The organism is Bacillus sp. RCC_6_1 (genome assembly GCF_041360755.1).
Classification (GTDB): domain Bacteria; phylum Bacillota; class Bacilli; order Bacillales; family Bacillaceae_G; genus Bacillus_A; species Bacillus_A cereus.
The window spans coordinates 1-26,833 of record NZ_JBFUPV010000011.1 but is presented as its reverse complement, the minus strand read 5'-3'; the positions used below and the strand labels follow the sequence as shown (position 1 = coordinate 26,833).

Genomic DNA, 26,833 nt, shown 5'->3' with positions numbered 1-26,833 from the left:
ATTGTGAAGAGGCAGGCTTAAATGGGTTCGTTTTTCTATTTTGAAAAAAAAACCAAGTATTCAACCTATAATAAATTTGTTATGATAACCAATGGGATAAAATGAATCCCTATCGCTTAAAACAATATGTTTGAGAGTATATGTATAAAAGAAAAGAGAAAAAATATGAATAAAACATTTGTAAAAGGAGCAGCAATTTTAACCATTACAACTTTTTTGTCAAAATTGCTTGGTAGTTTTTTTCAAATTCCATTACAAAATATTGCAGGAGATGAAGTGCTCGGTATTTTTCGCCTTGTTTTTCCTGTATATATGATTGCTCTTACATTATCGGTAGCCGGAGTTCCACTTGCAATTTCGAAACTAATTGCAGAGTTGAACGAAAAAAATAAGCAAAAGGAAATTGCGAAATTATTTAAATCAGCGTCAATTATTGGGATAGCATTTGGCGTTTTCGGCTGTTTAGTCATTGTATTATTTTCTATTGAAATTGCGAATATGCTCGGTGGACAAGAAACTAGAATGCCGTTGCTTATTACTTCATTAGCATTACTCATTGCGCCATACATGGCGGTGTATAGAGGGTATTTTCAAGGTTTCGGTGATATGAAACCAACAGGGGTATCACAGGTCATTGAGCAATTTGTACGTGTGTTTTTTATGTTAATAATTGCTTACATACTAGTATCATGGGATAAGAGTAATGCTGTTATTACTAGTGGTGCGATGGTTGGCTCTTTTCTTGGAGTCATTAGTTCGCTTATATATTTGCGTATAAAATATAATAGAAGTCCATACTACAATAAAAGCAATTCCTATTCGCTCCGAGATTTAAGAGAAAACGGCAAAAAGATATTGCGGGTATCGATCCCAATCGCTATCGGAGCTTTATCAATGCCACTTTTAAATTTAGTAGACTCGCTTACAATACCGCATGTATTACAAGGATCATCAACAGAAATTCAAGAACAATTTGGAATATACAGTCGCGGTTTTGCATTCACGCAAATAATTGTTATTTTTGCAAGTGCAATTGTATTTCCGTTAATACCACTCTTAACTTCCGCATTGGCCAAAAGAGATATAAATTTGGCGAAAATAACAATTCAAAATACAAATCGACTAGCGCATGTTTTGACAGCACCGTTAACAATATGGTTGATGGCATTAACCGTACCGTTAAATGTCGGATTGTTCACAGACGTAAAAGGCAGTAGTATGTTAACAGTTATGATTGGCAGTTCGTATTTTACTGCGGTTATGGTATTATCAATAGGTGTTTTACAGGGCATTAACCGTTCTGCACAAGCTGCATGGATTGTTATTGGTGCGAGTTGTGTGAAAGTCATGCTAAACATGATGTTCGTGCAGAAGTTTGGCATAGATGGAGCGGCGTATAGTACACTAATTACTTACGTATTGATTTGTATTGTAAATCATTTGTATATTCGAAGCTATATTGCCTATTCTATTCATTTAAAAAGCTTTTTCGGTGTGCTAGCAATAGCATGTATTTTGGGACTAGGATTGTATGAATTATGTAATGTGATAGATGTTACAACTTCAAGAATTATGACGTTATTATTCAGTGGTATAGCATTAAGTATTACAACCATTTTGTATGGTGTATGTGCTTTGAAATTAAAATGGATATCAATAAACAAAATACCATTTTTGAAAAGATAAATATAGAAATTTAATTTTTTATTATAATTCATATGAACTGATAAAGAGGAAACTATGTAGGGTATCAAGTGTTTAGGTAAGGAATGGGTACTAGTTTATGTTAGATGAAATAAACGGTTACCTAGTTTTGGAGGAGATTTAGGGTGCGTTTAGTCTTATCAGGATATTATGGTTTTTATAATGTTGGAGACGAGGCGATTCTACAATCAATTATTGAATCGTTAAGTAAAGAGAACCCGGATATAGAACTAGTAGTACTATCAAATGATTCTAAATATACAAAGGAAATGTATGGTGTAGAATCGGTAGATCGCTGGGATATAAAAGCTGTTTATCATGCGATAAAAAACAGTGATGGAGTTATTAGCGGTGGCGGGAGCCTTCTTCAAGATCAGACAAGTACGAAGAGTATTCTATATTATACGGGTATTATGGGACTCGCTCGATTATTAAAAAAGCCGTATTATATTTATTCACAAGGAATAGGTCCAATTACAAAAGGATATAATCGTCTATTAGTAAAATGGAACTTGTCAAAAGCTTCCTATGTATCAGTTCGAGATGAGGATTCGTTTTTATATTTAAAAGAACTTGGCATAAAAAACGATATTGAAATTGTTCCAGACCCTGTTTTAACATGGAAACGGACAAAACAATCGGATTGGTTGCAAAAGCATTCGATACATGGAAAAGTAATCGCGGTTAGTGTGCGTTATTGGAATGCAAAAGAAGATTATATAAAAAAATTAGCTGCGGCACTAAAAAAATTAAAGCAAGAAGGATACCAAATTCTATTTGTTCCAATGCATGAGCCATTTGATCAAAAAGCTTCGCGTGAAGTAGTAGACTTAATGGGAGAAGAGACGTATATGCTTCCGTATAAAATGGATATCGACGAGAAAATATTCATTTTATCACAATGTTCATTACTAATTGGTATGCGTCTTCATGCACTTGTTTTTTCTGCCGTAGCCAAAACTCCAATGGTCGGGATTTCATACGATCCGAAAATTGATTCGTTTTTAAGTCAAGTGAATCAGCCAGTTATAGGGAGTGTGGATGGCGAATGGAGTGCTGAGTATTTATATGAAATTGCGAAAAAGCAATTAATGCAACAAGGAACTGTGCAGCAAGAGTTACAATTGACAATAGATGAGCTTCGGTTGCAAGGCAAACAGGCAACAAAGAAACTCATTGATCATATGGAAAAAGGCACTTTATTAAAAAAGTAAAGTGTCTTTTATTTTTGTTTTGAATTTAATGAAAATTCTAATTACAAAAACGTTTTATTTTAATTCCTATTTATTATGCTAAAATGATTGCGATTATTATATAATCAAATTTGTGATAATAAATTCGTAGATTACGAGGAGGATAACCTTGAAGACTTTTTCAAAAGGTATAACAGCAGTGGCATTAACGGGATCATTACTTTTAACTCCTATTTCAAGTTATGCGGCAAATGATGATATTACAGGACATATGTTTGAGACGAATATGCGCTCACTTATTACTAAAGGAGTTTTAATGGGGTATGGAGACAATGTATATGCGCCTGATAAATTAGTAACAAGAGCAGAGTTTGCTACATTCATAGCAAGGGCTTTAAATTTACCAAAAGCTGATTCGAATTTCGAGGATGTGCCGAAGACTTACGGTTTATATGATGGTGTAAGTAGAGCATATGGAGCGAAAATTATTAATGGTCGTACGAACGAGACATTCTCACCAAATGATGTGATTACACGTGAAGAAATGTCGATAATGGTAAAGCGAGCGTTAGACTATAAAAATATTAAAGTAGCTGTAAGTCCGCTTACCTTTACTGATAAAGATAGTATTAACTATAAAGAGCATGTGCAAGTTATGGTGGCTACTCAAATTATTAAAGGGTATCCAGAAGATAATACATTTAGACCACATTTATCAGCTACAAGAGGGATGGCTTCAGCTATGTTGGATCGCATGCTTCAGACGATTGAAAAAAACGGAAATAGCAATCCTGTAGAAACTAAGAAATATGTTGTGACAAATGTAAGAGAAAATGGAACAGAGCAAGAAATAGAGCGCTATAATACGTATAAAGAAGCGGTTACGGCTGCTCAAAATAAAGGTATGAATGCGGTAAAATACGAGAACGAATTTTTATGGATTAAAGATGGTTTTGCAAGTGCGAAAAGAATAACTGGGCAAAACATCATTAATATTTATGATGAGAATTTGTCAACAGTATATACGTATATTCAGTATGGAACAGAATTGAAAGTGTTAGAAGTTGGCGAAGATCGTGTGAAAGTCCAACTTTCTGGTTTGACAGGTTATGTGAAGAAGAATGAAATCACTTTAATTCCTACAAATGAAATGAAACAGTCGTCTTATTATGTGAAATCAGATGGATATTTATACCATAAATATTATGCATATAATACAAGTTCACCTGGATATACAGAATTTAGATATGGTGTGGCACCTTCTTTTATGAAGCCAGGACAGCAAATGTATAGTGTAGATGGAAAGACATTTGGAGACGAAACTTTCTATCAATATTTCAATTATTTATCATTACGTTCGAAAACAGATTATACAGCTGAACAACTAGATAGTTATGTGAAATCGATTAAACCAGACTCTCCATTAATTGGTTTAGGAAAGAAATTTAAAGAAGTAGAAAGCAAGTATAATGTAAATGCACTATTCTTATATTCATTAGCAATTCATGAAAGTTATTATGGAACAAGCGCTCTTGCAAAAGACAAAAATAATTTATTTGGTTTAAAAGCAACAGACGATAGTCCGTATGGTAACGGAGAAGCATTCAATTCAAAAGAAGATTGTATTGAACATGCAGCAAAATTATACATGAATGAAGGATATTTAAATCCAGGACATTGGCGTTATACAGCAACATATACAGGTGATAAAGCAGCTGGTTTAAATGCGAAATATGCATCTGATGCGAACTGGGGTAAAAAAGTAGCGGGGCATATGAACCGTTTTGATTCTTATTTAGGTAAAAAAGAATACAACAAGTACAAACTTGCACGTGTGATGAATAACGTGGAAGTGAAAAAGAATCCTAGTATATCAAATGAGCGAATGTATCGTTTAAATACAAATGTAGTTGTCACAGTTACTGGTGAAGAGATAATAAACGGAAAAGCGTGGGTTAAAGTTATTTCAGATAATCCTACTGTAACAGAAGCGTATATTGCAAAAGAAAGCTTAGAATACGTAAAACATTAATTAAATAAAAAAGAAGGTGCTACTAATATTTCGTAGCACCTTCTTTTTATTCAATTTCAAAATCAACAATGATATAAGCGAGTATAACAACGAAGAAAATACTAACGGCTGGTGCTGTTAATACGTGGCCAGACATAAAGCCAATGCCAAGTGATAGAACGAGTGTGCTCGCTAATAGCATATACTTTACTTTCATGATTTTCTTAAAGTTTGTGATCATGCGGATAAATAATTTAATACCAAAGTATAGAAGAGGTATTAAGTAAATAAGGAAACCGACAATTCCAAATGCGAAAAATAGGTCATGGAAGTCCATTTCAATTAATTTAATTTTATCTGTGTAGTTACCAGCGTAACCCATTCCGAATAGTTTTTGTGAAAGCGGTGCGTCTTTATAGTATTGTTTGTATGTTTTTAAGAATTTGTCGCGATCACTGTAAATTAAACTTTTTACTTCAGAATCTGTAAGTTCACCTTTTGCATGTTTTTTTGCATCTTCTGGATCTGCTTTAATTACTTTTCCTTCTTTTCGATCTTTCTCTTCTTGTACTGATTTTTTGTATTCGTATATTTGCATGTGAATGCCCATATTTTTTGCGATAGGAGTATGCGGTGTAAGAGCAATTAAACCTCCTAGTATAACTGCGACAACAACGGTATTTACAATATGTGTGAATCCTTTTCCTTCTTTTTTACGATTTATCATATATTCAATGAATGAGAAGAAAAGTGCTACGCCTAATGTAATAACAATTGCGCCATATCCGACTTTCGTTCCGACCATAATACTTGCATACATCGCAAGTATTGTTGGAATCCAGTAATATATTTTCGAGAAAGAAGTTGTTTTATGAATCGAATATAAGACAATGATTGGGAACATAATGGCGAAAAGAGAACTTAAATCATTTCCAGCGAAGAACCAACCTCTTGAACCGATTTTTGAGTGAGGATAGCTTGGGAAATCCGTTCCAGTTTGCATTGCGACAATCATTGTAATGCTTAAAATTAAAGTTGCATATAAGAAATATGTAATGATTTTATGGAATACATACTCTTTATTTTTTAGCTCTTTAAAGGCGATAATATATCCAAAGAGTAGCACAATTGGATATACGCTCTTTAAGATGAATTTAACTTCTTCTCCAAATGAAACTGGAGATTTAACCATCATATTATTTACAAGACCGATTGCGAGTGCGATTCCGAGTAAGCATAAATAGAGGATGTACTTTTTCGCATCTTGTTGTTTGTGATGAAGAAGTAGGTACCCTAATGCAAGAAGCATAAAGGCGAAACGGACTACAACTCCAACTGTTGCGCTCATGTGTAGTATATAGATTGAAAAAGATGTTAATAAATCTAAAATTGGTTGAAACACAATGAATAGCAATAGGAAATGTGGGAAGTAGTTATCCGTTTGTTTCAACTTATTAACCATATGTTCCTCCAGTTCTTCATTCCTTTATTACAACACCCAAAAGATGGGTATAAAGCCTTTTTTACATAGTAAGGCGAATGAATTTCAATATTTGTTTTTTTATCAAACTTAAGAATACACCATTTCATTGTAATGGTAAATAGATGAAAAGCATGGATAAACCGACTTTAATTTCTATATTTTTCAACGGAATTGTATGTTTTATACGGTAAATGTACAAATTGCGAGATTATTAGACAGAAAATTGAGAAAAAAGAAGGATTTTTCAGTGGTTTTCTATAATTATATAAGTATAATCTTTATGGAGAAAAGAGGGGTATGTAATGGAAGTAACGAGTAAAACAGAATCTGTTATTGTGAAATATGAAGGTAACGTTGCAACGGTTATGGTCAATCGCCCAGAGGTGTTAAATGCGTTAGATGAGCCGACATTAAAAGAGTTATTACAAAAGTTGAAAGAAGTAGCGGAAAGTTCTGCGCATATCGTTGTGTTATGCGGGAACGGCCGTGGTTTTTCTGCGGGTGGGGATATTAAATCGATGCTTTCAAGTAATGATGAAAGTAAGTTTGATGGCATTATGAATACCATTTCTGAAGTTGTCGTGACATTATATACGATGCCAAAGCTTGTTATTAGTGCAATTCATGGACCGACTGCAGGTCTTGGGTTAAGTATTGCGTTAACAGCTGATTATGTAATGGCGGATATATCATCTGTTATTGCAATGAACTTTATTGGAATCGCTTTAATTCCAGATGGAGGCGGTCATTTCTTCCTTCAAAAGCGTGTCGGTGAAAATATGACGAAGCAAATTATTTGGGAAGGTAAGAAGTTATCAGCGACAGAAGCGCTTGATATCGGCTTAATTGATGAAGTAATCGGCGAAGATTTCCAAACGGCTGTGAAACAAAAAATTAATGAATGGTCACAAAAACCGATTAAAGCAATGATTCAAACGAAGCAAATTTTATGTGAAGTAAATCGCTCTAATTTAGAGCAAACATTGCAATTAGAAAAGCGTGGTCAATATGCAATGAGACAAACAGCGGATCATAAAGAAGGAATTGCTGCGTTTTTAGAAAAACGTTTACCAGCATTTAAAGGGGAATAAAGTGAAGTGAGGATTTTGTCCATTCCTCACTGATTATTAGCTCGTTAATTCGGGATAAAGGGGAGAAAGTGCTAACACATTTTAGTATAATTGTGTTAGCACTTTTTTTAAGGAGTAATACATGAAGAAAATGATCGGTGTTATTACTATTATTTTGCTTACATATTCTGCTTTGCATAGTACACCATCTTTGGCAGTTCGGACTGCGTTGTTTTTTGAGGGACATCCAAGTGTTGCATTTTCTGACGGGGTGACGAAAGAAAAAGATGTGAAAAAAGAAGCGATTCCAGATGAGTATCAAACTCTATATGGTAAGGACGAAGACTTAGAGCACTATTTCTTTCCGCATGTAAGAGCACATGGATCAGGAATTGATATGTTAAGTGCGTGCGTGAAGAAAAAATGGTTTTTCTATAAAGCAGAGCTCGGATGTTATTAAATATAGGAGGATGAATGATGTCAGCATATAACAAGTTAGTAAGAGATCGTGTTCCAGAGAAGATTTTAATGTCTGGAAAAACATATACAGCACAAAAATTAACAGGTCAAGCATACATACAAGCTTTAGCGAAAATTGGAACGGAAGAAATTCGTGAATTTGCTTCTATGAAAGAACGAGAACATGCGCTAGATTCTCTTGCGGATGCGCTAGAAGTTATCATCTCATTAGCACGTGCAGAAGGTGCATCGATTGAAGATGTAGAACGCCTTCGTAAGCAAAAAGAGATAGAGCGCGGTGGATTTGAAAGAGGGATTTATTTATTAGATGTTTCAGAAGAATAGTTTTATAGGAAAAGCATAGCGTTAATGAGTAACGCTATGCTTTCTTGTTGCAATGAAGCTAATAATGAAGAAGATAGCTGTTAATATCCAGCTGATTGTAATAGAAGTAGTAGTATGAATGGCATAAGAGATTTGTAAACAAAATAATGATGCTAAAAACCAAATGAGTGCAATGTGTATATATTTTTTTGATATATTCATATTTCAGAGCTCCTTTTGTATACTAAAAAGAATTTTACTACAATTTAGAAAATTAGGCCATATAAGTAGAGGTTTTCTGGCGAATTTTGTATACTGAATAGTAGAGAAAATGAGGAGGAAACGACAATGGCACACCATACGAAAGAAACGATGGAACTAATTAAGGAGCTTGTCTCTATTCCAAGTCCATCTGGAAATACAGCAAAAATTATTAATTTCATTGAAAACTATGTCAGTGAGTGGAACGTAGAAACGAAACGTAATAATAAGGGAGCTCTTATTTTAACGGTAAAAGGGAAGAATGATGCGCAGCACCGCTTATTAACGGCACACGTTGATACGTTAGGTGCGATGGTGAAAGAAATTAAGCCTGATGGTCGCCTGAGTCTTTCTATGATTGGTGGATTTCGCTGGAACTCTGTAGAAGGGGAATATTGCGAAATTGAAACATCAAGTGGCAAGACATATACAGGAACGATTTTAATGCATCAAACATCTGTACATGTATATAAAGATGCAGGTGAAGCAAAACGCAATGAGAAAAATATTGAAGTTCGTATTGATGAGCGCGTATTTTCAGCTGATGAAGTACGCGAATTAGGAATTGAAGTAGGAGACTTCGTTTCATTTGATCCGCGCGTTCAAATTACAGAGAGTGGATACATAAAATCACGTCATTTAGATGACAAAGTAAGTGTTGCAATTTTATTAAAATTAATTAAAAGATTACAAGATGAAAACGTAACATTACCATATACGACGCATTTCTTAATTTCTAATAATGAAGAGATTGGATACGGTGGTAACTCTAACATTCCAGAAGAAACTGTTGAATACTTAGCAGTTGATATGGGAGCGTTAGGTGATGGACAAACATCTGATGAATATACAGTATCTATTTGTGCAAAAGACTCTAGCGGCCCGTATCATTATGCACTGCGCAAACATTTAGTAGAGCTTGCGAAAACGAATCATATTGAATATAAAGTAGATATTTATCCGTACTACGCATCTGATGCATCAGCTGCGATTCGCGCGGGATTTGATGTGAAACATGCGTTAATTGGAGCGGGTATTGATTCTTCTCACGCATTTGAACGTACACATGAAAGTTCTATTGCGCATACAGAAGCATTAGTGTATGCATATGTAATGTCTAATTTAATTGAAGAATAATTTCATAGATAATAGAGAGCTGATTAAAGATAGTATTTTTAATCAGCTTTTTATTTGGTGAAGCGATTAGGAGACATGTCCTAATCGCTTTTTTATCCCGCTATTTGCCGAGCAGTAAGACCACTACCTCAAAATTCAGCGAAAGCAAAGAAGTTAGATGGGGACCGGGCTGCCCGTAAAAGCCCGATTGGTGAGGGCTGATTAAAGTTTTTTATATACATTCATTATAAGTTATATATATACGATTTTTGTTATACGGCCGGAAACGTATTTACTATAGATATATAATGTTATACACTATGAAAGGAATTAATTAATAGTTAATATTTTTTAGTTAGCTTGATTAAAAAAATGAATGAATATGAAGTTTTGAGAGGAGATTTATTTTTCATGAAGTACAAAGCAATAGCCGCAGGTTTATTAGCAGCAAATTTACTAGCACATCCAATTAGTAGTTTAGCAGAAACGAAGAAATTTCCTGATGTTTCAGATAGTGCGTGGTCAAAAGACGCAATTTATTATTTAGTAGAGAGAAATGTAATTAACGGTATGCCAGATGGTAACTTTATGCCATACGGAAATTTAACACGCGCTCAGGCAGCAAAGATTATCGCAACAGCAATTGGTGCTAAAGTAGATCCAAATGCAAAGCCGTCTTATAATGATGCAAAAAATAGTTGGGCAGCTTCATTTATTGCAGCCATGGAAAAAGAGAATATTATTAAAGGGCGAGAACCAGGAGTATTTGATCCTGAAGGAAAAGTAACTCGTGCTGAAATGGCAGCTATGCTTGTAAGAGCATATAATCTGAAAAGCAAAGTAACAGGACCAGTTCCTACAAAATTTGCTGATTTAGAGAATCATTGGGGTAAAGAAGAAGTTAATATTTTAGTAGAATTAAAACTTTCTTTAGGTACAGAGGATGGCTGGAAACCGAATGATTCTATTACGCGTGAACAAGCAGCTCAACTTACTGCGCAAACAGATAAATTTAGCAAGAATAGTGATCGTCCAGTAGAAACAAAGAAAATGTACATAGATAGAAAATTCATTACATATCACGCACCATCATTAAGTTCTGGGATTAGTGCAAATCAGCATAATCCACAAATGGTTGAAATTAAAGAAGAGCGAGATGGATGGATCAAAATTGCAACAAGTAAAGGTGATAAATGGACACCTTTAGTAGAGAAAACAGAAGTTATTAAGGAAGGATTCACTACTTATGCAGAAGCTTCTTCTTCTTCAAAAGTAATGGGAACACATAACGCACAACAAGTAACTGTTATTGAAGAGAACGGCAGCTGGATTCGTATCCGCATGGGCGCTGGTTTCCAATGGGTTAATAAAAATCAATTAAATCCAGTGAAGCAAGGTAACTTCTTAGAAGGAAAAGCGATTATCATTGATCCAGGTCATGGTGGAGCAGATTCAGGTAATCCAGGTTATTATGAGAAAGAAAGTGAAACTGTATTAGATGTATCACTACGATTACAGAAGATATTTGAGAAAAAGACACCATTTACTGTGTTATTCACTCGTACAGATGATACACGTCCAGGAACAAGTGCTTCTGATTCTTTAAAGAAACGTGTAGAATTTGCTCAAAAAAATAATGGGGATATTTTTGTAAGTATCCATGGTAATGGTACGGAAAGTAAAAATGGACAAGGTACAGAAACGTTCTACTATGAATCAGCGACAGCAAGAGGAACAAATCCTAACGTATCAGAAAGTCGTTTACTAGCAGAAAAAATTCAAGAGCGTCTTGTAGATGCACTGGGAACAAAAGATCGTGGTGTGAAAAAAGGCGATTTATACGTAATTAGAGAAAATACAATGCCAGCTGTATTAGCAGAATTAGCATTTGTAGATAATAAAAGTGATGCAGATAAAATAGCTACGCCAGCGCAGAGACAAAGTGCAGCGGAAGCTATTTATCAAGGTATTTTAGATTACTATGAAGAAATGGGTAACAACGTGTCTTCTTTCCGTTAATAAATAATAAGAGATTGCCATTGGCAGTCTCTTTTATTTATTAACGTTTCTCTTTATTTCCGGCATATGATATCATTTAATTTTATATACAAAAGAAAAGTATTTGAATAATTGTAATCATAACAATTTTAAACGATAAAGGATGATAATAGATTGAGTAATCATAGTAAAACACCTGCCTGTATATATACGTATGCATTTCGTGAGGAGGAGCGTGCTTTATGTTACTTGGAAATGCGCTCGTTCTTTGGAATGGAGTCCCACGTTAATATTTTAAAAAGTGATGTCAAAATTGACCCGAGTAGAAGTGCGTTTATTAAAGAGCGAATTGAAGTTATGTATGAAGGGGACGACTTAGAAAGCATTTTAAAACAAGTGGAACAAATTGATTTGGCGGGAGCGACGTTCAAAGTCATCTTCGTTAAAATTAATGACCTTGTTGGAGAGAATAAAATTGAATATGGAGAAAGACGTCTTATTGAAAGAGACCTCGGTATGCATATTGAAGGAGAAGCGGATGTTCGTAATCCAGAGCGTGTATTCGGGATTGTTCCTCTTGGAGGACGCTGGTACTTCGGGCACTATGTAGAAAGCGAACCAGTTTGGTATCATCACATAAAAAAACCGCATAGTTATTCGACATCTCTTAGCACACGTGTTGCGAGATCAGTTGCAAATATCGCTGTACCCAATCCAGAGGGAGTACGAGCAATTGACCCGTGCTGCGGTATTGGAACAGTAGTAGTAGAATCACTTTCTATGGGGATTAACATCGTTGGTAGAGATATAAATCCACTTGTAGTTCTTGGAACGAGAAAAAACATCGCACATTTCGGATTTGAAGGAACAGTAACAAAAGGGCCGATCGAGGAAATTACTGAGAACTACGACGTTGCTATTATCGATATGCCGTACGACTTATTTACGCATGCCACACCAGAAGATCAACTATCAATTCTCTCAAGTGCACGCCGCATCGCGAAAAAAGTAGTCGTTGTCACGATGGAAACAATGGACGACATGATCCATGAAGCAGGATTCGAAATTACAGATCGCTGTATTACAAGAAAAGGATCATTTACTAGACAGATTCTTGTTTGTGAATAAGAAAGAAAGGTCACCCGTTTGGGTGACCTTTTTTGTTTGTATTGATGTGTAATTGGTTGGTGGTTTAGGTAGATGAATTAGCGAAATTTGTCGGTAAGTCGATATTGCATGTCGAATCGCCGATATCGTTACATTAGAATGTTACTGTTCTTTTAATTTCTCTTGTTGTGCAAGTAGTAAATTGCGCAAGATGTGCCCGCGGTAACTTTCTAGTTTTCGTCCTTCATGATAGCGTACGCCTAATTTTTTTAGTTCAGCTACGTACCAGCCCTTTGTTCCGTAATACATTGGATCACTTCCTTTTTGCTTTTGAACAGTATATGTTGGGGGTGGAAGTAACTTTCCAGTGAAAATAATAAGACTGGTTGTATCAAGGGGCTCCATAACATAGCCTCTGGACAGTGTATAAAAAAATAGACAGTAATGTATGCTTTTTTAAACAATGTATACAAATTTATATCCTATGCGTTGGCATGATATTTGCAATAAAAAGAGTATCAACATATAGGGGAGAGATAGAAATGAAGGTTAGTAAAGTGTACACAACAATTGATGCTCACGTAGCTGGGGAACCGCTTCGAATTATTACGGGCGGCGTGCCGGAAATAAAAGGAGACACGCAGCTAGAAAGACGTGCGTACTGCATGGAACATTTGGATCATCTTCGCGAAGTTCTTATGTATGAACCGAGAGGACATCACGGCATGTACGGTTGTATCATTACTCCGCCTGCGAGTGCTCACGCTGATTTTGGCGTATTATTTATGCACAACGAAGGATGGAGTACGATGTGTGGTCATGGCATTATTGCTGTTATTACAGTCGGAATTGAAACAGGCATGTTTGAAGTGACAGGTGAGAAACAACAGTTCATTATTGATAGCCCTGCTGGGGAAGTCATTGCGTATGCAACATATAACGGGAGCGAAGTAGAGTCCGTATCATTTGAAAATGTTCCTTCCTTTGTATACAAAAAAGACGTTCCTATTAAAATAGATAACTATGAATTTCAAGTAGATATCGCGTTTGGCGGAGCTTTTTATGCGGTAGTAGACTGTAAAGAATTTGGCTTGAAAGTCGATTTCAAAGACTTATCTGCTATTCAAGCGTGGGGCGGTAAAATTAAGCACTACATCGAGAGCAAAATGGAAGTGAAGCATCCACTTGAAGAAGGATTAAAAGGGATATACGGCGTTATTTTCTCAGATGAACCGAAAGGAGAAGACGCAACTTTACGAAATGTAACAATCTTTGCTGATGGGCAAGTAGATCGTTCTCCTTGCGGTACAGGAACTTCCGCAAGAATCGCAACTCTTTGTGGAAAAGATGCTTTACAAAAGGGAGAAATTTTCGTCCATGAATGCATTACTGACGGGAAATTCGAGGGGGAAGTATTGTCGGTAACCGCAGTAGATACATATGAAGCTGTCGTTCCAAAATTAACGGGGAATGCCTTTATTACAGGATTTCATCAGTTCGTTGTAGACCCGAGAGATGATTTGAATCGAGGATTTTTGTTAGGATAAGAGGAGGGGGTGGAAAGATATGCTAGTCATAAGCGCGAACGAACAAAGAAACTTAGTAAATATGAATGAAGTTATTGAATACGCGGCGCTTGCTTTAAAAGAATTTTCCGCAGAAAGAACGATTACACCAATAAGGGGCTCATTACCATTTGCGAACGAGCAAAATACGGCATTAATTATGCCTTCAGTAGCGGAAGGGCTTGAGGCGCTTGGAGTAAAAATAGTAACGGTAGTCCCGCAAAATAAACAGATAGGAAAGAAAACGATCAACGGGATTGTGATGCTATCAGACTTTCAAACGGGAGAACCGCTCGCACTTTTAGAAGGATCGTACTTAACGATGATCCGAACAGGCGCCTTATCAGGAGTAGCGACAAAATATTTAGCTCGTCATAACGCAAAAACTTTATGCATTATCGGCACGGGTGAACAAGCGAAAGGAATTGCTGAAGCTGTATTTGCGGTAAGAGCTATCGAAAAAGTCATTTTATACAATCGAACAGAAGAAAAGGCGTATGCATTTGCGGAGTATATACAAGAGAGATTCAACAAACCTGCATATGTTCACACCAATGCGAATGAAGCAATAAGCGAAGCAGACATCATCGTCACAACTACGAATGCATCCACACCAGTCTTTTCAGAAACACTACAAAAAGGCGTCCACGTAAACGCCGTCGGCTCATTCAGACCGAGCATGCAAGAACTACCCTCACATGCCATAGCTAAAGCAAACAAAGTAGTAGTTGAATCAAAAGAAGCAGCACTAGACGAAACAGGAGACCTTCAAGTTCCGATAAAAGAAGGTCTATTCAAAGCAAACGCCATTCACGCTGAACTTGGTCAAATTATAAGCGGAGAAAAAGCTGGGCGCGAAAATGATGAAGAGATTACTATTTTCAAATCAGTTGGTTTGGCGGTAGTGGATATTATCGTTGCGAAGTATTTGTATGAGAAAGCGGTGGAGCAAGGAGTAGGGAATAAGATTGAGTTTTGAGACTGCCTTTTGGTGGTCTTTTTTGTTGATGTGGGTGTGCTAGTATTTATAATTGAATCCTTTTAATATTATGTTGCAATGTATGAATTCTGTGCGGACATCAAATCATTCATTCAATTGGTATATGAAAAAAGTTGCCCCTCTAATTATTAGAGGGGCAACTTTTTACCATTCTCGCCATTCTTCTGTTATATCTTCCTCGGATTCTAAGCCAGCTATTCGTGCTGCTGTATCGATAAATTCATAGAGATCTTCTCTTTCCATTGTTTCAATAAAATAGTCATGTTCGTCATTTAATTCATTTATGTTAAGAACAATCTCTTTAACAACATGCATTATTTCGATTTCAGTTGGATTTTCTCCCAATTACTCTAAATTATTTATGTAAGTATCAAGAACTTTATTTGTTGCACTTATATTTTCTTCAGTGAAAAACTCTCCATCTTCATCATTCTCAATCCATTGGGTTGTTGGTTTGTTTTTTTTCAATTCATCAAATGTCATGATAACCTCCTAAATGTGTTTTTTGTCTTTAATCCCATTCTACATTTTCGGTCATATATAACAATCATTTTAGAGTTTTTTTGTAAGCTACTAGTTTTTTAACTCATTTTACGAGGTAACCTATTCGTGGTCTTCTTTTTTAATCCTCCTTATAAATATATTTTATGGCAAGAATGTATTAGTAGATTTCAAACTTTCCACATTTACAAAAAAGTTTGACTTTACATACAGGTAGTGTTAATTTAAAACTTATAAGAAAACTCGGGATTAATTCCGAGTTTTCTTATGGGTATAACTAGTTTGAGGGGGCCAAAAGATGAAACGGAAATTACTTGCATTACCATTTGTTCTAATACTACTTATTGCATTAGCTGCTTGTTCAGGGGAAAAAGATTCGAAGCAAGCGGGCACTAGTAAATCAGGGACTCCGAAAGATGGAGGAACGTTAACGATTGGCGTTAGCGATAATCCAGATACGATGAATCCGCTTTATGCGAATGATCGTGTGTCATTAACTGTGCAGCAAGCTTTATATGCACCGCTGTATCATATGGAAGACGGTAAGAAAAAGTTTGTTCTTGCTGAGAGCTTTACGCCTTCAGAGGATCAATTAACATGGACTTTAAAACTAAAGGATAATTTGAAATGGCATGACGGTAAGAAGATTACATCAGACGATATTGCATTTACATTCCAATCTATTTTAGATGAGAAGCAAAATAGTTCAAGCCGTGAAAACTTTATTTTTAAAGGAAAGCCGCTTGAGGTGAAAAAAGTGGATGAGCTAACGACTCAATTCGTCTTACCACAAGTAAGCGCATCTTTCGAAGGTGTGATGAATGATTTCTTCCCAATTCCGAAACATGTATTTGAAGGGGAAGCAGATTTAGCGAAGAGTAAGAAAAACTTACAACCTGTAGGGTCAGGTCCGTTTAAGTTTAAAGAATATAAATCAGATGAGTACGTTGCATTAGATCGATTCGATGATTATGTAGGTGGAAAAGCTAAGTTAGACTCTATCGTATACCGCGTTGTAAAAGACCGTAATACAGCAAATGTTTCACTGCAAAATGGTCAAATCAACATGAAGATGATTGAGCCGCAAGACTTTAAGAAGCTAGATAGCACTGGGAACTTCTCAATGGTGACATTCCCTGAAGGTAGATTATTCTACTTATCTTATAACATGAATACTGATCTTATGAAGAAAAAAGAAGTGCGCCAAGCAATTGCGCATGCGTTAGATAAAAAAGAAATGATTAACTCAGCATTCGTTTCGGGTGAATTTGCAGAACCAGCAAATTCAATCTTAACGCCAGACGCTATGTATTATGCGAAAGATATTAAAGACTATAAGTATGATAAAAAAGAAGCGAAAGATTTATTAGCAAAAGCTGGCGTGAAAGATAAAGAAAAAGTACGCGTGATGTATGTAACGAATAATAAAATCATGGAAAGCTTAGCACTTTATACACAACAAAAATTAAAAGAAGTTGGCTTAGAAGTTGAACTAAATGCATTAGATGCTAGTGCAGCAAGTGAAAAAGGCTTAGATAAAGAGAATAAAGAATATGACATTACATTTGGTGGTTACATAATGGGACCTGAGCCAGATTCATATAAGAGCTTATTCTTAAGTAATGCTGAATACAATTATGCACGATATAAAAACGCTGATTTCGATAAGTTATGGGAAGAAGCTGCAGTTGAAACAGATAAAACAAAACGTGCAGAGCTATACCATAAAATTCAAGAAACAGCTAGAGAAGATGTACCTTATCTACCAATCGCATATCCGAAAGCAGTTATTGCAGTAGATAAAAAGTTTGATGGATTAAAAGAAGCAAAAGCAATTCCTGTCACAATGTTTGAAGATCTATCTAAGATTTATGAAGTGAAATAAGAAACAATAAAGAAGCTGGTGGAAATCAGCTTCTTTAGCTTGAGGGGGGAAGTTTGTGTATAAAGTAATTGCGAAGAGGCTTTTAAATGCAATTCCGCTTTTATTTGTTATTTCTATTATTTCTTTTCTATTAATAAAGCTAGCGCCGGGGGATCCTGTTCGAAACTTTGTAACGCCAAATATGAGTCCAATTGATGTGGAGCGTATTCGCAAAAGTTTAGGACTAGATCAACCAATTTACGTGCAGTATTTTTTATGGTTAAAAAACATTTTAACAGGGAACTTTGGTTACTCACTTCAAAATCATCGTCCTGTTTTAGATCTTATCGCAGAAAGATTACCCGCAACAATTGGGTTAATGGGATCATCTTTACTCGTCTCATTCGTAATCGCAATACCACTTGGACTATTTACAGGTGTGAAAAAGAATTCATTCTTTGACCGCATTGTAAACTTTATTTCATACGTTGGTATTTCTATGCCGGTTTTCTGGTTTGCACTACTATTAGTCTACTTATTCTCTTTAAAATTGGACCTACTTCCGAGTATGGGTATGCGCACCGTAGGTAAAGATTCTGTTTGGGATATTGTGCAACACGGCATTTTACCTTGCATGGTGCTAGCGTTCCAAAACGTATCTGTTTATATGAGATATATTCGTTCAAGTACGATTCAGCAATTAGAAGAAGAATATGTACAAATTCAATATGCGTACGGCGCTTCAAAGAAAACGGTGTTATTTAATCACGTACTTCGAAATGTATTAATACCGATCATTACAATTTTCGGATTATCGATTCCAAGTTTAGTAGGCGGAGCATTTATTACGGAAACAGTATTTTCATGGCCGGGTCTTGGTTCACTTGGGGTAAATGCTATTTTTAGATTTGATTATCCGATTATCATGGCAATTACATTACTATCATCATTCATGTTAATTCTCGGTAACTTAATTGCTGATATTTTATATGGCGTAGTAGATCCGCGCATTCGAATGAGGGGGTGATTTGGAATGAATAATAGGAGATTTCAAACGATAAAACATAGCTTTACGAAAAATAAGTTTGTACTAATAGGAGTTATTATACTTGCGGTTTTAACAATTGCATCGATATTCGCATTCGTATCACCGTACGATCCTAGTAAAATGTCGATTCCAGATCGTTTACAAGAACCGAGTATGAGTCATCCTTTCGGCACGGATGATTACGGAAGGGATTACTTAACGAGGGCATTATATGGCGGAAGAGTTTCACTTGCGGTCGGTTTCCTTGCGATGGTTGTTTCTATTACAATCGGTACCGCAGTTGGAACAATTAGCGGATATTTTGGCGGAAAGTTAGACAACTTCTTAATGAGGGGTGTTGAAGTACTTATGTCAATTCCATCATTCTTTTTAATGCTACTATTAAATGCGTATTTAAAACCAGGAATTACGACGTTAGTTCTTATTATCGGATTACTAACATGGATGGACACCGCCCGTATTGTAAGGGCAGAAACGTTATCTGTAAAAGAGCGTGAGTACGTTTTATACGCAAAAGTATCAGGACAGAAATCACTCACAATTATTGTAAGACATATCATTCCTAACATTTTATCAACCATTATTATCGCTGCGACATTAACAATTGCGACATCGATTTTAATGGAATCATCACTTAGCTTTTTAGGTTTAGGTATTAGAGAGCCAGATTCTTCTTGGGGTAGCATGCTAAACAATGCGCAAGGATATATTGGCGAAGCTTGGTATTTAACACTCTTCCCAGGATTCCTTATCCTTTTAACGGTACTTAGTTTTAACGTAATTGGTGAAGCATTGAAGAAAGCTTTCGCGCCAAAAGGAGCTGGAAATGAAAACTAAAGTGTTACGTGAAAGGAGTGAGAAGCGTGTCTGAAAAACTATTAGAAGTGAAAAATTTAAAGACTTCTTTTTTCATAGAAAGCGGAGAAGTAGAAGCAGTTCGCGGCGTTACATTTCGTTTAAATAAAGGAGAAGTAGTTGGTATCGTTGGGGAATCTGGAAGCGGAAAGAGTGTAATGGCGAAGTCCGTTATGTCTCTCGTTACGTCACCAGGAAAAGTGAAAGAAGGGGAAATCCTTTTTCATAATGAAAACATACTTTCTAAATCTGAAAAAGAATTGCGTTCTATTAGAGGAAATCAAATTTCACTTATCTCTCAAGATCCAATGTCAGCGCTAAATCCGGTCGTGAAAATTGGGAAACAAATGATGGAAGTAATTATACGTCATCAAAAAGTGAAAAAGAAAGAAGCAGAGCAAATCGCGGTCAACTTGTTAAAACAAGTCGGTCTTTCTTCACCAGAAGAAAGGGTGAAACAATATCCGCATGAACTAAGCGGAGGTATGAAGCAGCGGGTTATGATCGCAATGGCGATGTCTTGTAACCCTGACCTTCTCATTGCGGACGAACCGACGACAGCACTTGATGTAACGATACAAGCACAAATACTAGATTTAATGAAAAACTTAAAAAACGAAACGAACATGGCGTTACTTCTTATTACGCATGACTTAGGAATAGTCGCACAAAACTGTACACGCGTTATCGTTATGTATGGCGGACTTATTATGGAAGAAGGACCTGTACTTGATATTTTCCAATCGCCGAATCATCCATATACGAAAGGGTTATTAAACTCTCTGCCGAAAATATCGAACGGCGTAAAAGAGAGACTCGCGCCAATTCAAGGTGTAACGCCAAACTTATTAAACCCGCCACAAGGTTGCCCATTCGCAGAGCGTTGCCCGCATGCGATGGACATTTGTGAAAAAGAACGTCCGCCATATTTTGAAATTGGAAACGAAAGACGTTCCATGTGCTGGCTAAACGATAAGACAGTAGGTGAATCACATGCATGAAGAAAACTTAATTGAAATTCGGAACTTAAAAAAATACTTTCCTATTAAAAAGGGACTATTCGGCAGAAAAACGGAGCAATTAAAAGCAGTCGATGACTTAAGTTTCACAATTAAAAAGGGTGAAACATTCGGATTAGTAGGAGAATCTGGCTGCGGAAAGTCAACGACAGGAAGAAGCATCATTCGTTTACACGATGTCACTTCAGGTAACGTTTTATTCGACGGAAAAGACATCGCAAGTTTAAAGGAAAGTGAACTAAAAGAATATCGAAAACGAATGCAAATCATTTTCCAAGATCCATACGCATCATTAAACCCAGCAATGAACGTATTCCAAATTATTAGCGAGCCAATGAACATTCACGGCTCTTACGAAAAAGAAGAACAAAAAGAAATCATATTAGACCTGCTAAAAAAGGTAGGTTTAAAAGAAGAACACTTATATCGCTACCCGCACGAATTTAGCGGAGGCCAAAGACAGCGTATCAGCATCGCGCGCGCACTATCTGTAAAACCAGATTTCATCCTATGTGACGAACCAATCTCAGCACTAGATGTCTCAGTCCAAGCACAAGTCGTAAACATGCTGCAAGACATCCAAGAAGAAACAGGCGTCACATACTTATTCATCGCACATGACCTATCTATGGTAAGACACATATCAGATAGAATCGGAGTCATGTACTTAGGAAACATAGTAGAAATTGCCGACAGCGAAGACCTATACACAAAACCGGCACATCCATACACACAAGCACTACTCTCATCTATGCCAGAACCAGATCCAACAAACACTGGCAAAGAACGGATCCTCCTAGAGGGAGAAGTACCAAGCCCACTCAACTCACCGTCCGGCTGCAAATTCAGAACGCGCTGCAAATTTGCTACTGAAAAATGTGCACAAGAAGTACCGAAGATGGTTGAGATTGCGAAGGGGCATGAGGTGGCTTGTCATTTGTTTTAGAGTGGGGGAAGCATCGGGGGGACCTGGTGCTTTTTTCTTTGCAGGGGTATTACGATTTACAAACGCTTAAAGCTGAAAAAGGAAATGTGGAAATTCCTTATGAGGCAGCAGTTGAAGAAGGTACGATTTTATTGCAAGTCACAAAAGATGATAAGGTCATTTATGAAGAAGAAGTCACTTCTCAAAAAGAAGGTTTGATTTCTTTTGAAGCGCCAAAACCCAGGTCATATGATTTAATTGTACGCGTGAAGGGTGAAGAAGAGAAAGCGAAAGGGATTCAAATACATACGAAGCTATGAAAAAACGGCAAGCGGAGTATACTCGCTTGCCGTTTCCATTTCCAGTTGGTTCTGGCATAACAAATGCTCATCAATTTTAAAAAGTAAACGTAAAGTAATTCTAAAATATACAATATTTCACTTTCGGCGATGTAATCTCTAATAAAAGATTCAATAAATTTCATAATATAAATAATTAATTCTAATCATTAAAAATCCTACTTTTTCTTACTTTAATTGTTTCTAAAATATAAAGAAGAATACCTAAACCAAATATTTTTTCAGCATTAGAAATATTATTACCTAATTTAATAATCGGTACATTTAAGCCAAATCTTTCACTCCATTCTAAAGGCATATATCCCCTCTTGCAGTTTATTAATATACGATCATCCATTGTACGAAAAGACGTTTCGAAAAAATCAAATTCCACTTCTATCTCAGAAATTTTTATCTCTTTTTCATTCATCAAAGAACCACGTACCATTCCAAATCCTTGTATCATATTTTCTTTAAACATACCTACACAATTATAATTCGAATCATAAATAGCCCAATCATAATTTTCAACTTCACTATGAAAATATGCAAGAATTTCTCCATCACTTGCTTCTAATCCAAAAACTTTTTTGTTTTTTACAATAGGTAATGTTGAAGAAATCATCTTTGTTCCTGCTACATATCTTCCATCAGGAGTATATAAGCCTAAATGTTTATTATTGCTGGGTAATTCTAACAAAACATAAGTACCAATATCCCAAAATGTTAAATCATTTTTAACTATATTTTTTTCTAGTAAATTTCCTTTTCTTAATTGCCAAAATCCAATACTAAAAAATACAAGAGAAGCTATAATAATTAAGATTACTGGTCCCCAATTAATATTACCCCAAGTATTATACATACCAATTAATCCATAAAGAAAAAGCCCAGTTCCAATTAAACACTTCAACTTCCCCTTTTTTTATAATACTCAAACAATTCCACGCAAACACCTCTATCAGTTGGTCTTAATATTTCAATTATCCTTCAAATGGGGGGCACATTACCGAAAGTAAAAAATTGTATGCTAAGGGTGTAAAAACCTATTATAGCAGGTTTTATAGACGTTATATTTACCTTTATAATAAAAGAAGATGTGGAGTAACTTGATTATTCTTAATCATTCGACAAGATGCAACAATTTAAGATCTTGTTTTTTGCTATGATAAGTAAGGAATTTACATATCGTGTTATTGGGGGATAAAAGAGATGTTGAAAAAATTTACTACATGTATTTTAGGTGGCGCTTTAGTATTCAATTTATCTGGTTGCGGCAATACATCCGACAAAACTTCTTCAGAATCTAAAGAAACCAATTCTAAACAAGAAGAAAAGAAAGTGGAAACAACTGATGAGGCGAAAACGAAAGAGAATACAAAGCAGAAAAATACAGAACAAACAAAAGAGAAATCAAAAATAAAAGAAAAAGAGTATGCTGTAAACAAGGATTTTCATACACCTAAATTTGATGTAACTGTAAAAAGAGTTGTAGAAAGAGATAAGGTTGGTAAAGAAAGTATAGGATTCCAAAAGCCTGAAGATGGACATGTCTTTATTGTTGTAGAAGCAGAAGGGAAAAATATCACAAACGAACCGATGAAATTAGCCGTTTTACCATCAGTGGATTTAGTGGATGAAAATGATAATGCTTACCAAAGTGATGTGTTGGCAGCTAGTAGTTATGCGGTTGAAAAAGCCGAGACCTCTACTATTACTAAGGGATTAAAACCAGGGGAGGTAATGAGAGAAAGTAAAGTTTACGTGATTAATAAAGAAAAATTTGATACAGGAAAGTGGTATGTAGTTGTTAACCATGAGTATAAGGAACAAATTAAATAGTGTTTATTTATGAAGAGGAGATGGCTCCTCTTTTTTTTTACAAGTTAACACAGAATTTCGTTATAATGTAGAAATTTAATGTTTTCGAAAAAAAGAATTGACTTCTATATTAGTTGTAACTAAAATAGTTACATAAAGATGTAATTAATTTAGTTACAACTAATATCTGCTAAAAATATGATTTATATATTTAATTAAGGATGGTGGTCCATACGTTGCCACCCGGTGTAGAAAGTTACTAACACATTCAAATCAATGCATATTCCAAGCTTTAGTATTTTCTGTTACGGGGCAATAAGGTGCAATGTTATCTTTTGTTAAAAACCTTGGTGGATCTTTCTTTGGAAATATTAGTTTTGGGGAAATATAGTAAGGTATCTAAAAAAGAACAAGGTATAAAAAGATGTACCTATATAAACCAAAAATTTAGTTGAGCTGGATAATAAAAAAAGGTAGGAGATTTAAATGGAGACGAAACAAGATAATCTTATTTACGTATGGGATGCATATTGTGGATGGTGCTATGGTTTTTCAGAAAGTATTAAAGGATTTTACAAAAACCACACTGAAGTACCATTAACGGTTTTATGTGGAGGGTTATTTTTAGATAATTTACCAATGAAAAACTTCTCATATATAGAAGAAGGAAATAAAAGAATTAATCAACTTACAGGTGCTGAATTTGGTCCTTCATATCAAAAATTGGTGGAGGAAGGGACTTTTAAAATGAATTCGAAAGATGCTGCAATTGGCTTTTCAGCTTTACGCTCATTAGCGCCAGACCGTTTATTAGAATTCACTTCGGCTATGCAAAAAGCGTTTTATTATGAGGGCCAAAGTCTGAGTGATCCTGAAACATATCGCAAGATTGCAATCGAGCATGGTTTGGACCCTGAACAAGTATTAGAACGTTTAAACGCTCAAGAAACAATAATAGATGTCCAAAATGATTTCAATAAAGTTCGACAGCTTGGTGTTAATAGCTATCCTTCATTACTTTTACAAAAGGATAATCAAATTATTCCTATTGGTGGTGGCGTAATGACACCGGATAAAATTGAAGCGCGTTTTAAAAATTTATATTAAGAAAATTTAGGATACAGTAGCAAACATGTTATCTTAGACCACCTGACGTTGATCTCCGGAATATTCGCTAGTACTATTACACTTTCAGATAAATGGGAGTGGGAGATTTTATCGGAACAAGATAAAAATATGATAATTAGTTAATAACTTTAACAAAAGGAGAATAACATACTATGTTTAAAACAATCGATACAAATCAAAAAGATGTGAAATTAACGGTGTTTAGTTCGGACGAAAAAAGCTTTATGGTCACAGCAACATTAGTTGAGAAAGCAGGACATGCATTTTTAATAAACTCAAAATTTACGCAATCTGATTCGAAAGAAATTGTAGAGTATTTGAAAAAAAACAACTTATCTCTAGATAAAATCTTTATTATTCATGGGGATCCAGACTACTACTTTGGATTAGAGAGCATTAAAGCCGTTTACCCAGAAGCTATAGCGTATGCAACAGAGTCTACTGTTGAACATATCGTTCATTCTGTCTTAGGAAAATTAAAAGTTTGGAAAGACGCCCTTGGAGAAAATGCACCAAGTAACGTGGTATTACCTCAAGTGTTTAAAGAAAAAGCGATTGATTTTCAGGGGTTAACATTTGAACTAGTAGGCTTAGATCATTACAGAACTAGCCTATTTAATAAAGAACTAAAAGTATTAATTGGTGGTATTGATGTATTTAACGAAATACATGTATTCTTAGCGGATACTAACTCAAAAGCGGCTATGGAGGCATGGATTGAGAACTTGAAAGTATTACAAGCATTACATGCTGACATAATTGTGCCTAGCCATGGATCAATCGAAAAATCCCTAAATAATCAAGCACTTACTGCGACAATGGATTATCTAAGAACGGCGGTTCAAGCTTCTGAGGAAAGTGGAACTTCAAAAGATTTTGTGGCAAAACTTGAAGCAGCATATCCAGGCTATGCAAATAAAGGTGTATTAGAATTAAGTGCAAAAGTTGTAACAAAAGAAATGCCTTGGGGTTAATGATATGAATAAATATCAAAAACTATTACATGAAACGTATGTGTTAACTGGCGAAGGGAAATTGGATACGTTCAAAACGTATTTAAGTGAAAATGTATCTTGGACAGAAGCTGCTGGGTTTCCATATGCAGGTACTTATATAAGTCCAGATGAAGTAGTGAAAAACGTACATGAACGTCTTGGCACGGAATGGGATGACTATAGTGCTAAAGATGAAATTTATACTTTTAATAACGATACTGTTATCGTGTATGGAAAATATAGTGGAACATATAAAGCTACAGGGAAGTCATTTGTAGCAGATTTTTGTCATCTTTATAAGTTTGATGAGAACGATAAGGTTAAGAAGTTTATTCAAATTGTGGACAGTGCAACTGTTAATGAGGTATTAAGTTAGAGTTAATCGTTTCTAATATGCCTTGTATAGGGGGAGGTTAGGATAAATGAAATTCCTAACATTACCCCTGACATTACATTTTGGGGAAGGTTTCTCCTTCTTCAAGCTTTTTATAGAAGAAAACTTATTTAAGTAGAAGAGGTAGGTATATATGAAATTAGAGAAAAGTTTAATAGTAATAATTATTTCTGTGTTTATTTTAGGAATTGTATCGACTTTGATATTTCAAGCTTCCACCGGTAATAACAAAGGGAACTCAATAAAGAGCGAAAATGTCGCTTCTGTATCAAAAGAAGTAAAAGAAAATGAAAAGAATAAAAAGATGGTAGTTGATTTCTATAATGAAGTTTTTAACAAACATAATATCGATATTATCCCTAAATATGTTAGTGAAGATTATAAGCAACATAATCCTTTTGTTGCTGATGGACGAAAAGCCTTCATGGATTTCTTTAAGGAGGATTTTGTTAAAAATCCTAATTCCTCTGCAGAGATTAAACGTGTAGTAGCTGAAGGGGATACAGTTGCTCTTCATGTACACTCTCGTACTAATTCTCAAGATAAGGGAGTTGCTATAGTGGATATATTTCGTATCAAGGATGGAAAGATTGTCGAACACTGGGATGTAATTCAAGAGATTCCAAGTGAAGCAGCTAATGATAATACGATGTT

Annotated in this window: 24 protein-coding genes and 3 pseudogenes; 22 read left to right on the top strand and 5 right to left on the bottom strand. The window is 35.4% G+C overall.

The features are described 5' to 3' along the window. The first annotated feature begins 165 nt into the window (after window positions 1-165). From AB6801_RS23540 to AB6801_RS23530, 3 genes are all read left to right on the top strand, one after another. Window positions 166-1,686 carry a putative polysaccharide biosynthesis protein gene (locus AB6801_RS23540; RefSeq protein ID WP_097999448.1) on the top strand — a complete coding sequence of 507 codons (1,521 nt, stop codon included), beginning with the start codon at window positions 166-168 and terminating at the stop codon, window positions 1,684-1,686. 143 nt (window positions 1,687-1,829) lie between these two features. Continuing rightward, window positions 1,830-2,918 carry a polysaccharide pyruvyl transferase CsaB gene (gene csaB / locus AB6801_RS23535; protein WP_001241591.1) on the top strand — a complete coding sequence of 363 codons (1,089 nt, stop codon included), beginning with the start codon at window positions 1,830-1,832 and terminating at the stop codon, window positions 2,916-2,918. Between the two features lie 148 nt (window positions 2,919-3,066). Further along, window positions 3,067-4,929, top strand: coding sequence for an S-layer homology domain-containing protein (locus tag AB6801_RS23530; RefSeq protein ID WP_097999447.1), 1,863 nt, complete (start codon window positions 3,067-3,069; stop codon window positions 4,927-4,929). A 46-nt stretch (window positions 4,930-4,975) separates the two neighbouring features. Here the strand turns inward: AB6801_RS23530 and AB6801_RS23525 are convergent, their stop codons facing one another. After that, window positions 4,976-6,370: an O-antigen ligase family protein gene (locus tag AB6801_RS23525; RefSeq protein ID WP_000247535.1), complete on the bottom strand. Its 1,395-nt coding sequence runs from the start codon at window positions 6,368-6,370 to the stop codon at window positions 4,976-4,978. 323 nt (window positions 6,371-6,693) lie between these two features. Between AB6801_RS23525 and AB6801_RS23520 the strand changes: the two genes are divergently transcribed. From AB6801_RS23520 to AB6801_RS23510, 3 genes are all read left to right on the top strand, one after another. Next, window positions 6,694-7,482: an enoyl-CoA hydratase gene (locus tag AB6801_RS23520; RefSeq protein WP_000454179.1), complete on the top strand. Its 789-nt coding sequence runs from the start codon at window positions 6,694-6,696 to the stop codon at window positions 7,480-7,482. A gap of 121 nt (window positions 7,483-7,603) precedes the next feature. Next, window positions 7,604-7,921: a hypothetical protein gene (locus AB6801_RS23515; protein ID WP_000738198.1), complete on the top strand. Its 318-nt coding sequence runs from the start codon at window positions 7,604-7,606 to the stop codon at window positions 7,919-7,921. A gap of 17 nt (window positions 7,922-7,938) precedes the next feature. Then, window positions 7,939-8,265: a nucleoside triphosphate pyrophosphohydrolase gene (locus AB6801_RS23510; RefSeq protein WP_001277350.1), complete on the top strand. Its 327-nt coding sequence runs from the start codon at window positions 7,939-7,941 to the stop codon at window positions 8,263-8,265. Window positions 8,266-8,286: 21 nt separating this feature from the next. Here the strand turns inward: AB6801_RS23510 and AB6801_RS23505 are convergent, their stop codons facing one another. Next, window positions 8,287-8,466 carry a hypothetical protein gene (locus AB6801_RS23505; protein WP_097999446.1) on the bottom strand — a complete coding sequence of 60 codons (180 nt, stop codon included), beginning with the start codon at window positions 8,464-8,466 and terminating at the stop codon, window positions 8,287-8,289. A gap of 126 nt (window positions 8,467-8,592) precedes the next feature. Here AB6801_RS23505 and AB6801_RS23500 point away from each other — a divergent pair, with 126 nt between their 5' ends. From AB6801_RS23500 to AB6801_RS23490, 3 genes are all read left to right on the top strand, one after another. Then, complete coding sequence (locus tag AB6801_RS23500; RefSeq protein WP_097999445.1) at window positions 8,593-9,642, top strand: M42 family metallopeptidase; 1,050 nt, start codon at window positions 8,593-8,595, stop codon at window positions 9,640-9,642. Window positions 9,643-10,032: 390 nt separating this feature from the next. After that, window positions 10,033-11,640: an N-acetylmuramoyl-L-alanine amidase gene (locus AB6801_RS23495; protein WP_098330547.1), complete on the top strand. Its 1,608-nt coding sequence runs from the start codon at window positions 10,033-10,035 to the stop codon at window positions 11,638-11,640. Window positions 11,641-11,793: 153 nt separating this feature from the next. Then, entirely contained in the window at window positions 11,794-12,747 is a 954-nt protein-coding gene (locus tag AB6801_RS23490; protein ID WP_097999443.1) for a TRM11 family SAM-dependent methyltransferase, read from the top strand. A 141-nt stretch (window positions 12,748-12,888) separates the two neighbouring features. Here AB6801_RS23490 and AB6801_RS23485 read toward each other — a convergent pair whose 3' ends face one another. Then, on the bottom strand, window positions 12,889-13,131 hold the full coding sequence (locus tag AB6801_RS23485; protein ID WP_000433499.1) for a YflJ family protein: 243 nt from the start codon (window positions 13,129-13,131) through the stop codon (window positions 12,889-12,891). 137 nt (window positions 13,132-13,268) lie between these two features. Between AB6801_RS23485 and AB6801_RS23480 the strand changes: the two genes are divergently transcribed. Together AB6801_RS23480 and AB6801_RS23475 are read left to right on the top strand one after the other, a co-directional pair. Further along, window positions 13,269-14,273, top strand: coding sequence for a proline racemase family protein (locus AB6801_RS23480; RefSeq protein WP_097999442.1), 1,005 nt, complete (start codon window positions 13,269-13,271; stop codon window positions 14,271-14,273). A 19-nt stretch (window positions 14,274-14,292) separates the two neighbouring features. Continuing rightward, window positions 14,293-15,270: an ornithine cyclodeaminase family protein gene (locus AB6801_RS23475; RefSeq protein ID WP_097999441.1), complete on the top strand. Its 978-nt coding sequence runs from the start codon at window positions 14,293-14,295 to the stop codon at window positions 15,268-15,270. A gap of 165 nt (window positions 15,271-15,435) precedes the next feature. Here the strand turns inward: AB6801_RS23475 and AB6801_RS23470 are convergent. Then, window positions 15,436-15,774, bottom strand: a pseudogene (locus tag AB6801_RS23470) (hypothetical protein). 316 nt (window positions 15,775-16,090) lie between these two features. Between AB6801_RS23470 and AB6801_RS23465 the strand changes: the two are divergent. From AB6801_RS23465 to AB6801_RS23440, 6 genes and pseudogenes are all read left to right on the top strand, one after another. Further along, window positions 16,091-17,677, top strand: coding sequence for an ABC transporter substrate-binding protein (locus tag AB6801_RS23465; RefSeq protein WP_097797107.1), 1,587 nt, complete (start codon window positions 16,091-16,093; stop codon window positions 17,675-17,677). Between the two features lie 55 nt (window positions 17,678-17,732). After that, window positions 17,733-18,683, top strand: a complete 951-nt coding sequence (locus AB6801_RS23460) for an ABC transporter permease (protein ID WP_000278770.1) — start codon at window positions 17,733-17,735, stop codon at window positions 18,681-18,683. 6 nt (window positions 18,684-18,689) lie between these two features. After that, on the top strand, window positions 18,690-19,541 hold the full coding sequence (locus tag AB6801_RS23455) for an ABC transporter permease (RefSeq protein WP_097999440.1): 852 nt from the start codon (window positions 18,690-18,692) through the stop codon (window positions 19,539-19,541). A 26-nt stretch (window positions 19,542-19,567) separates the two neighbouring features. Next, complete coding sequence (locus AB6801_RS23450) at window positions 19,568-20,560, top strand: ABC transporter ATP-binding protein (RefSeq protein WP_061113389.1); 993 nt, start codon at window positions 19,568-19,570, stop codon at window positions 20,558-20,560. Further along, window positions 20,553-21,524, top strand: coding sequence for an ABC transporter ATP-binding protein (locus AB6801_RS23445; RefSeq protein WP_139016285.1), 972 nt, complete (start codon window positions 20,553-20,555; stop codon window positions 21,522-21,524). The genes AB6801_RS23450 and AB6801_RS23445 overlap by 8 nt, the downstream gene beginning before the upstream one ends. 23 nt (window positions 21,525-21,547) lie before the next feature. Beyond that, window positions 21,548-21,823 (top strand): annotated as a pseudogene (locus AB6801_RS23440) (BA_1872 family lipoprotein); the annotation flags it as partial. A gap of 181 nt (window positions 21,824-22,004) precedes the next feature. Here the strand turns inward: AB6801_RS23440 and AB6801_RS23435 are convergent. Then, window positions 22,005-22,789, bottom strand: a pseudogene (locus AB6801_RS23435) (ABC transporter ATP-binding protein). Window positions 22,790-23,053: 264 nt separating this feature from the next. On the opposite strand from AB6801_RS23435, the gene AB6801_RS23430 reads away from it, so the two are divergent. The 5 genes from AB6801_RS23430 to AB6801_RS23410 all read left to right on the top strand — a co-directional run. Continuing rightward, window positions 23,054-23,683, top strand: a complete 630-nt coding sequence (locus AB6801_RS23430) for a hypothetical protein (RefSeq protein WP_074593257.1) — start codon at window positions 23,054-23,056, stop codon at window positions 23,681-23,683. A gap of 465 nt (window positions 23,684-24,148) precedes the next feature. Further along, window positions 24,149-24,769 carry a DsbA family protein gene (locus tag AB6801_RS23425; protein ID WP_000448622.1) on the top strand — a complete coding sequence of 207 codons (621 nt, stop codon included), beginning with the start codon at window positions 24,149-24,151 and terminating at the stop codon, window positions 24,767-24,769. A gap of 173 nt (window positions 24,770-24,942) precedes the next feature. After that, window positions 24,943-25,764 carry an MBL fold metallo-hydrolase gene (locus tag AB6801_RS23420; protein ID WP_000477271.1) on the top strand — a complete coding sequence of 274 codons (822 nt, stop codon included), beginning with the start codon at window positions 24,943-24,945 and terminating at the stop codon, window positions 25,762-25,764. Window positions 25,765-25,768: 4 nt separating this feature from the next. Next, entirely contained in the window at window positions 25,769-26,161 is a 393-nt protein-coding gene (locus AB6801_RS23415; RefSeq protein ID WP_097998720.1) for a nuclear transport factor 2 family protein, read from the top strand. 151 nt (window positions 26,162-26,312) lie between these two features. Further along, on the top strand, window positions 26,313-26,833 hold a 521-nt coding region (locus tag AB6801_RS23410; RefSeq protein WP_370941181.1), incomplete at its 3' end, for a nuclear transport factor 2 family protein.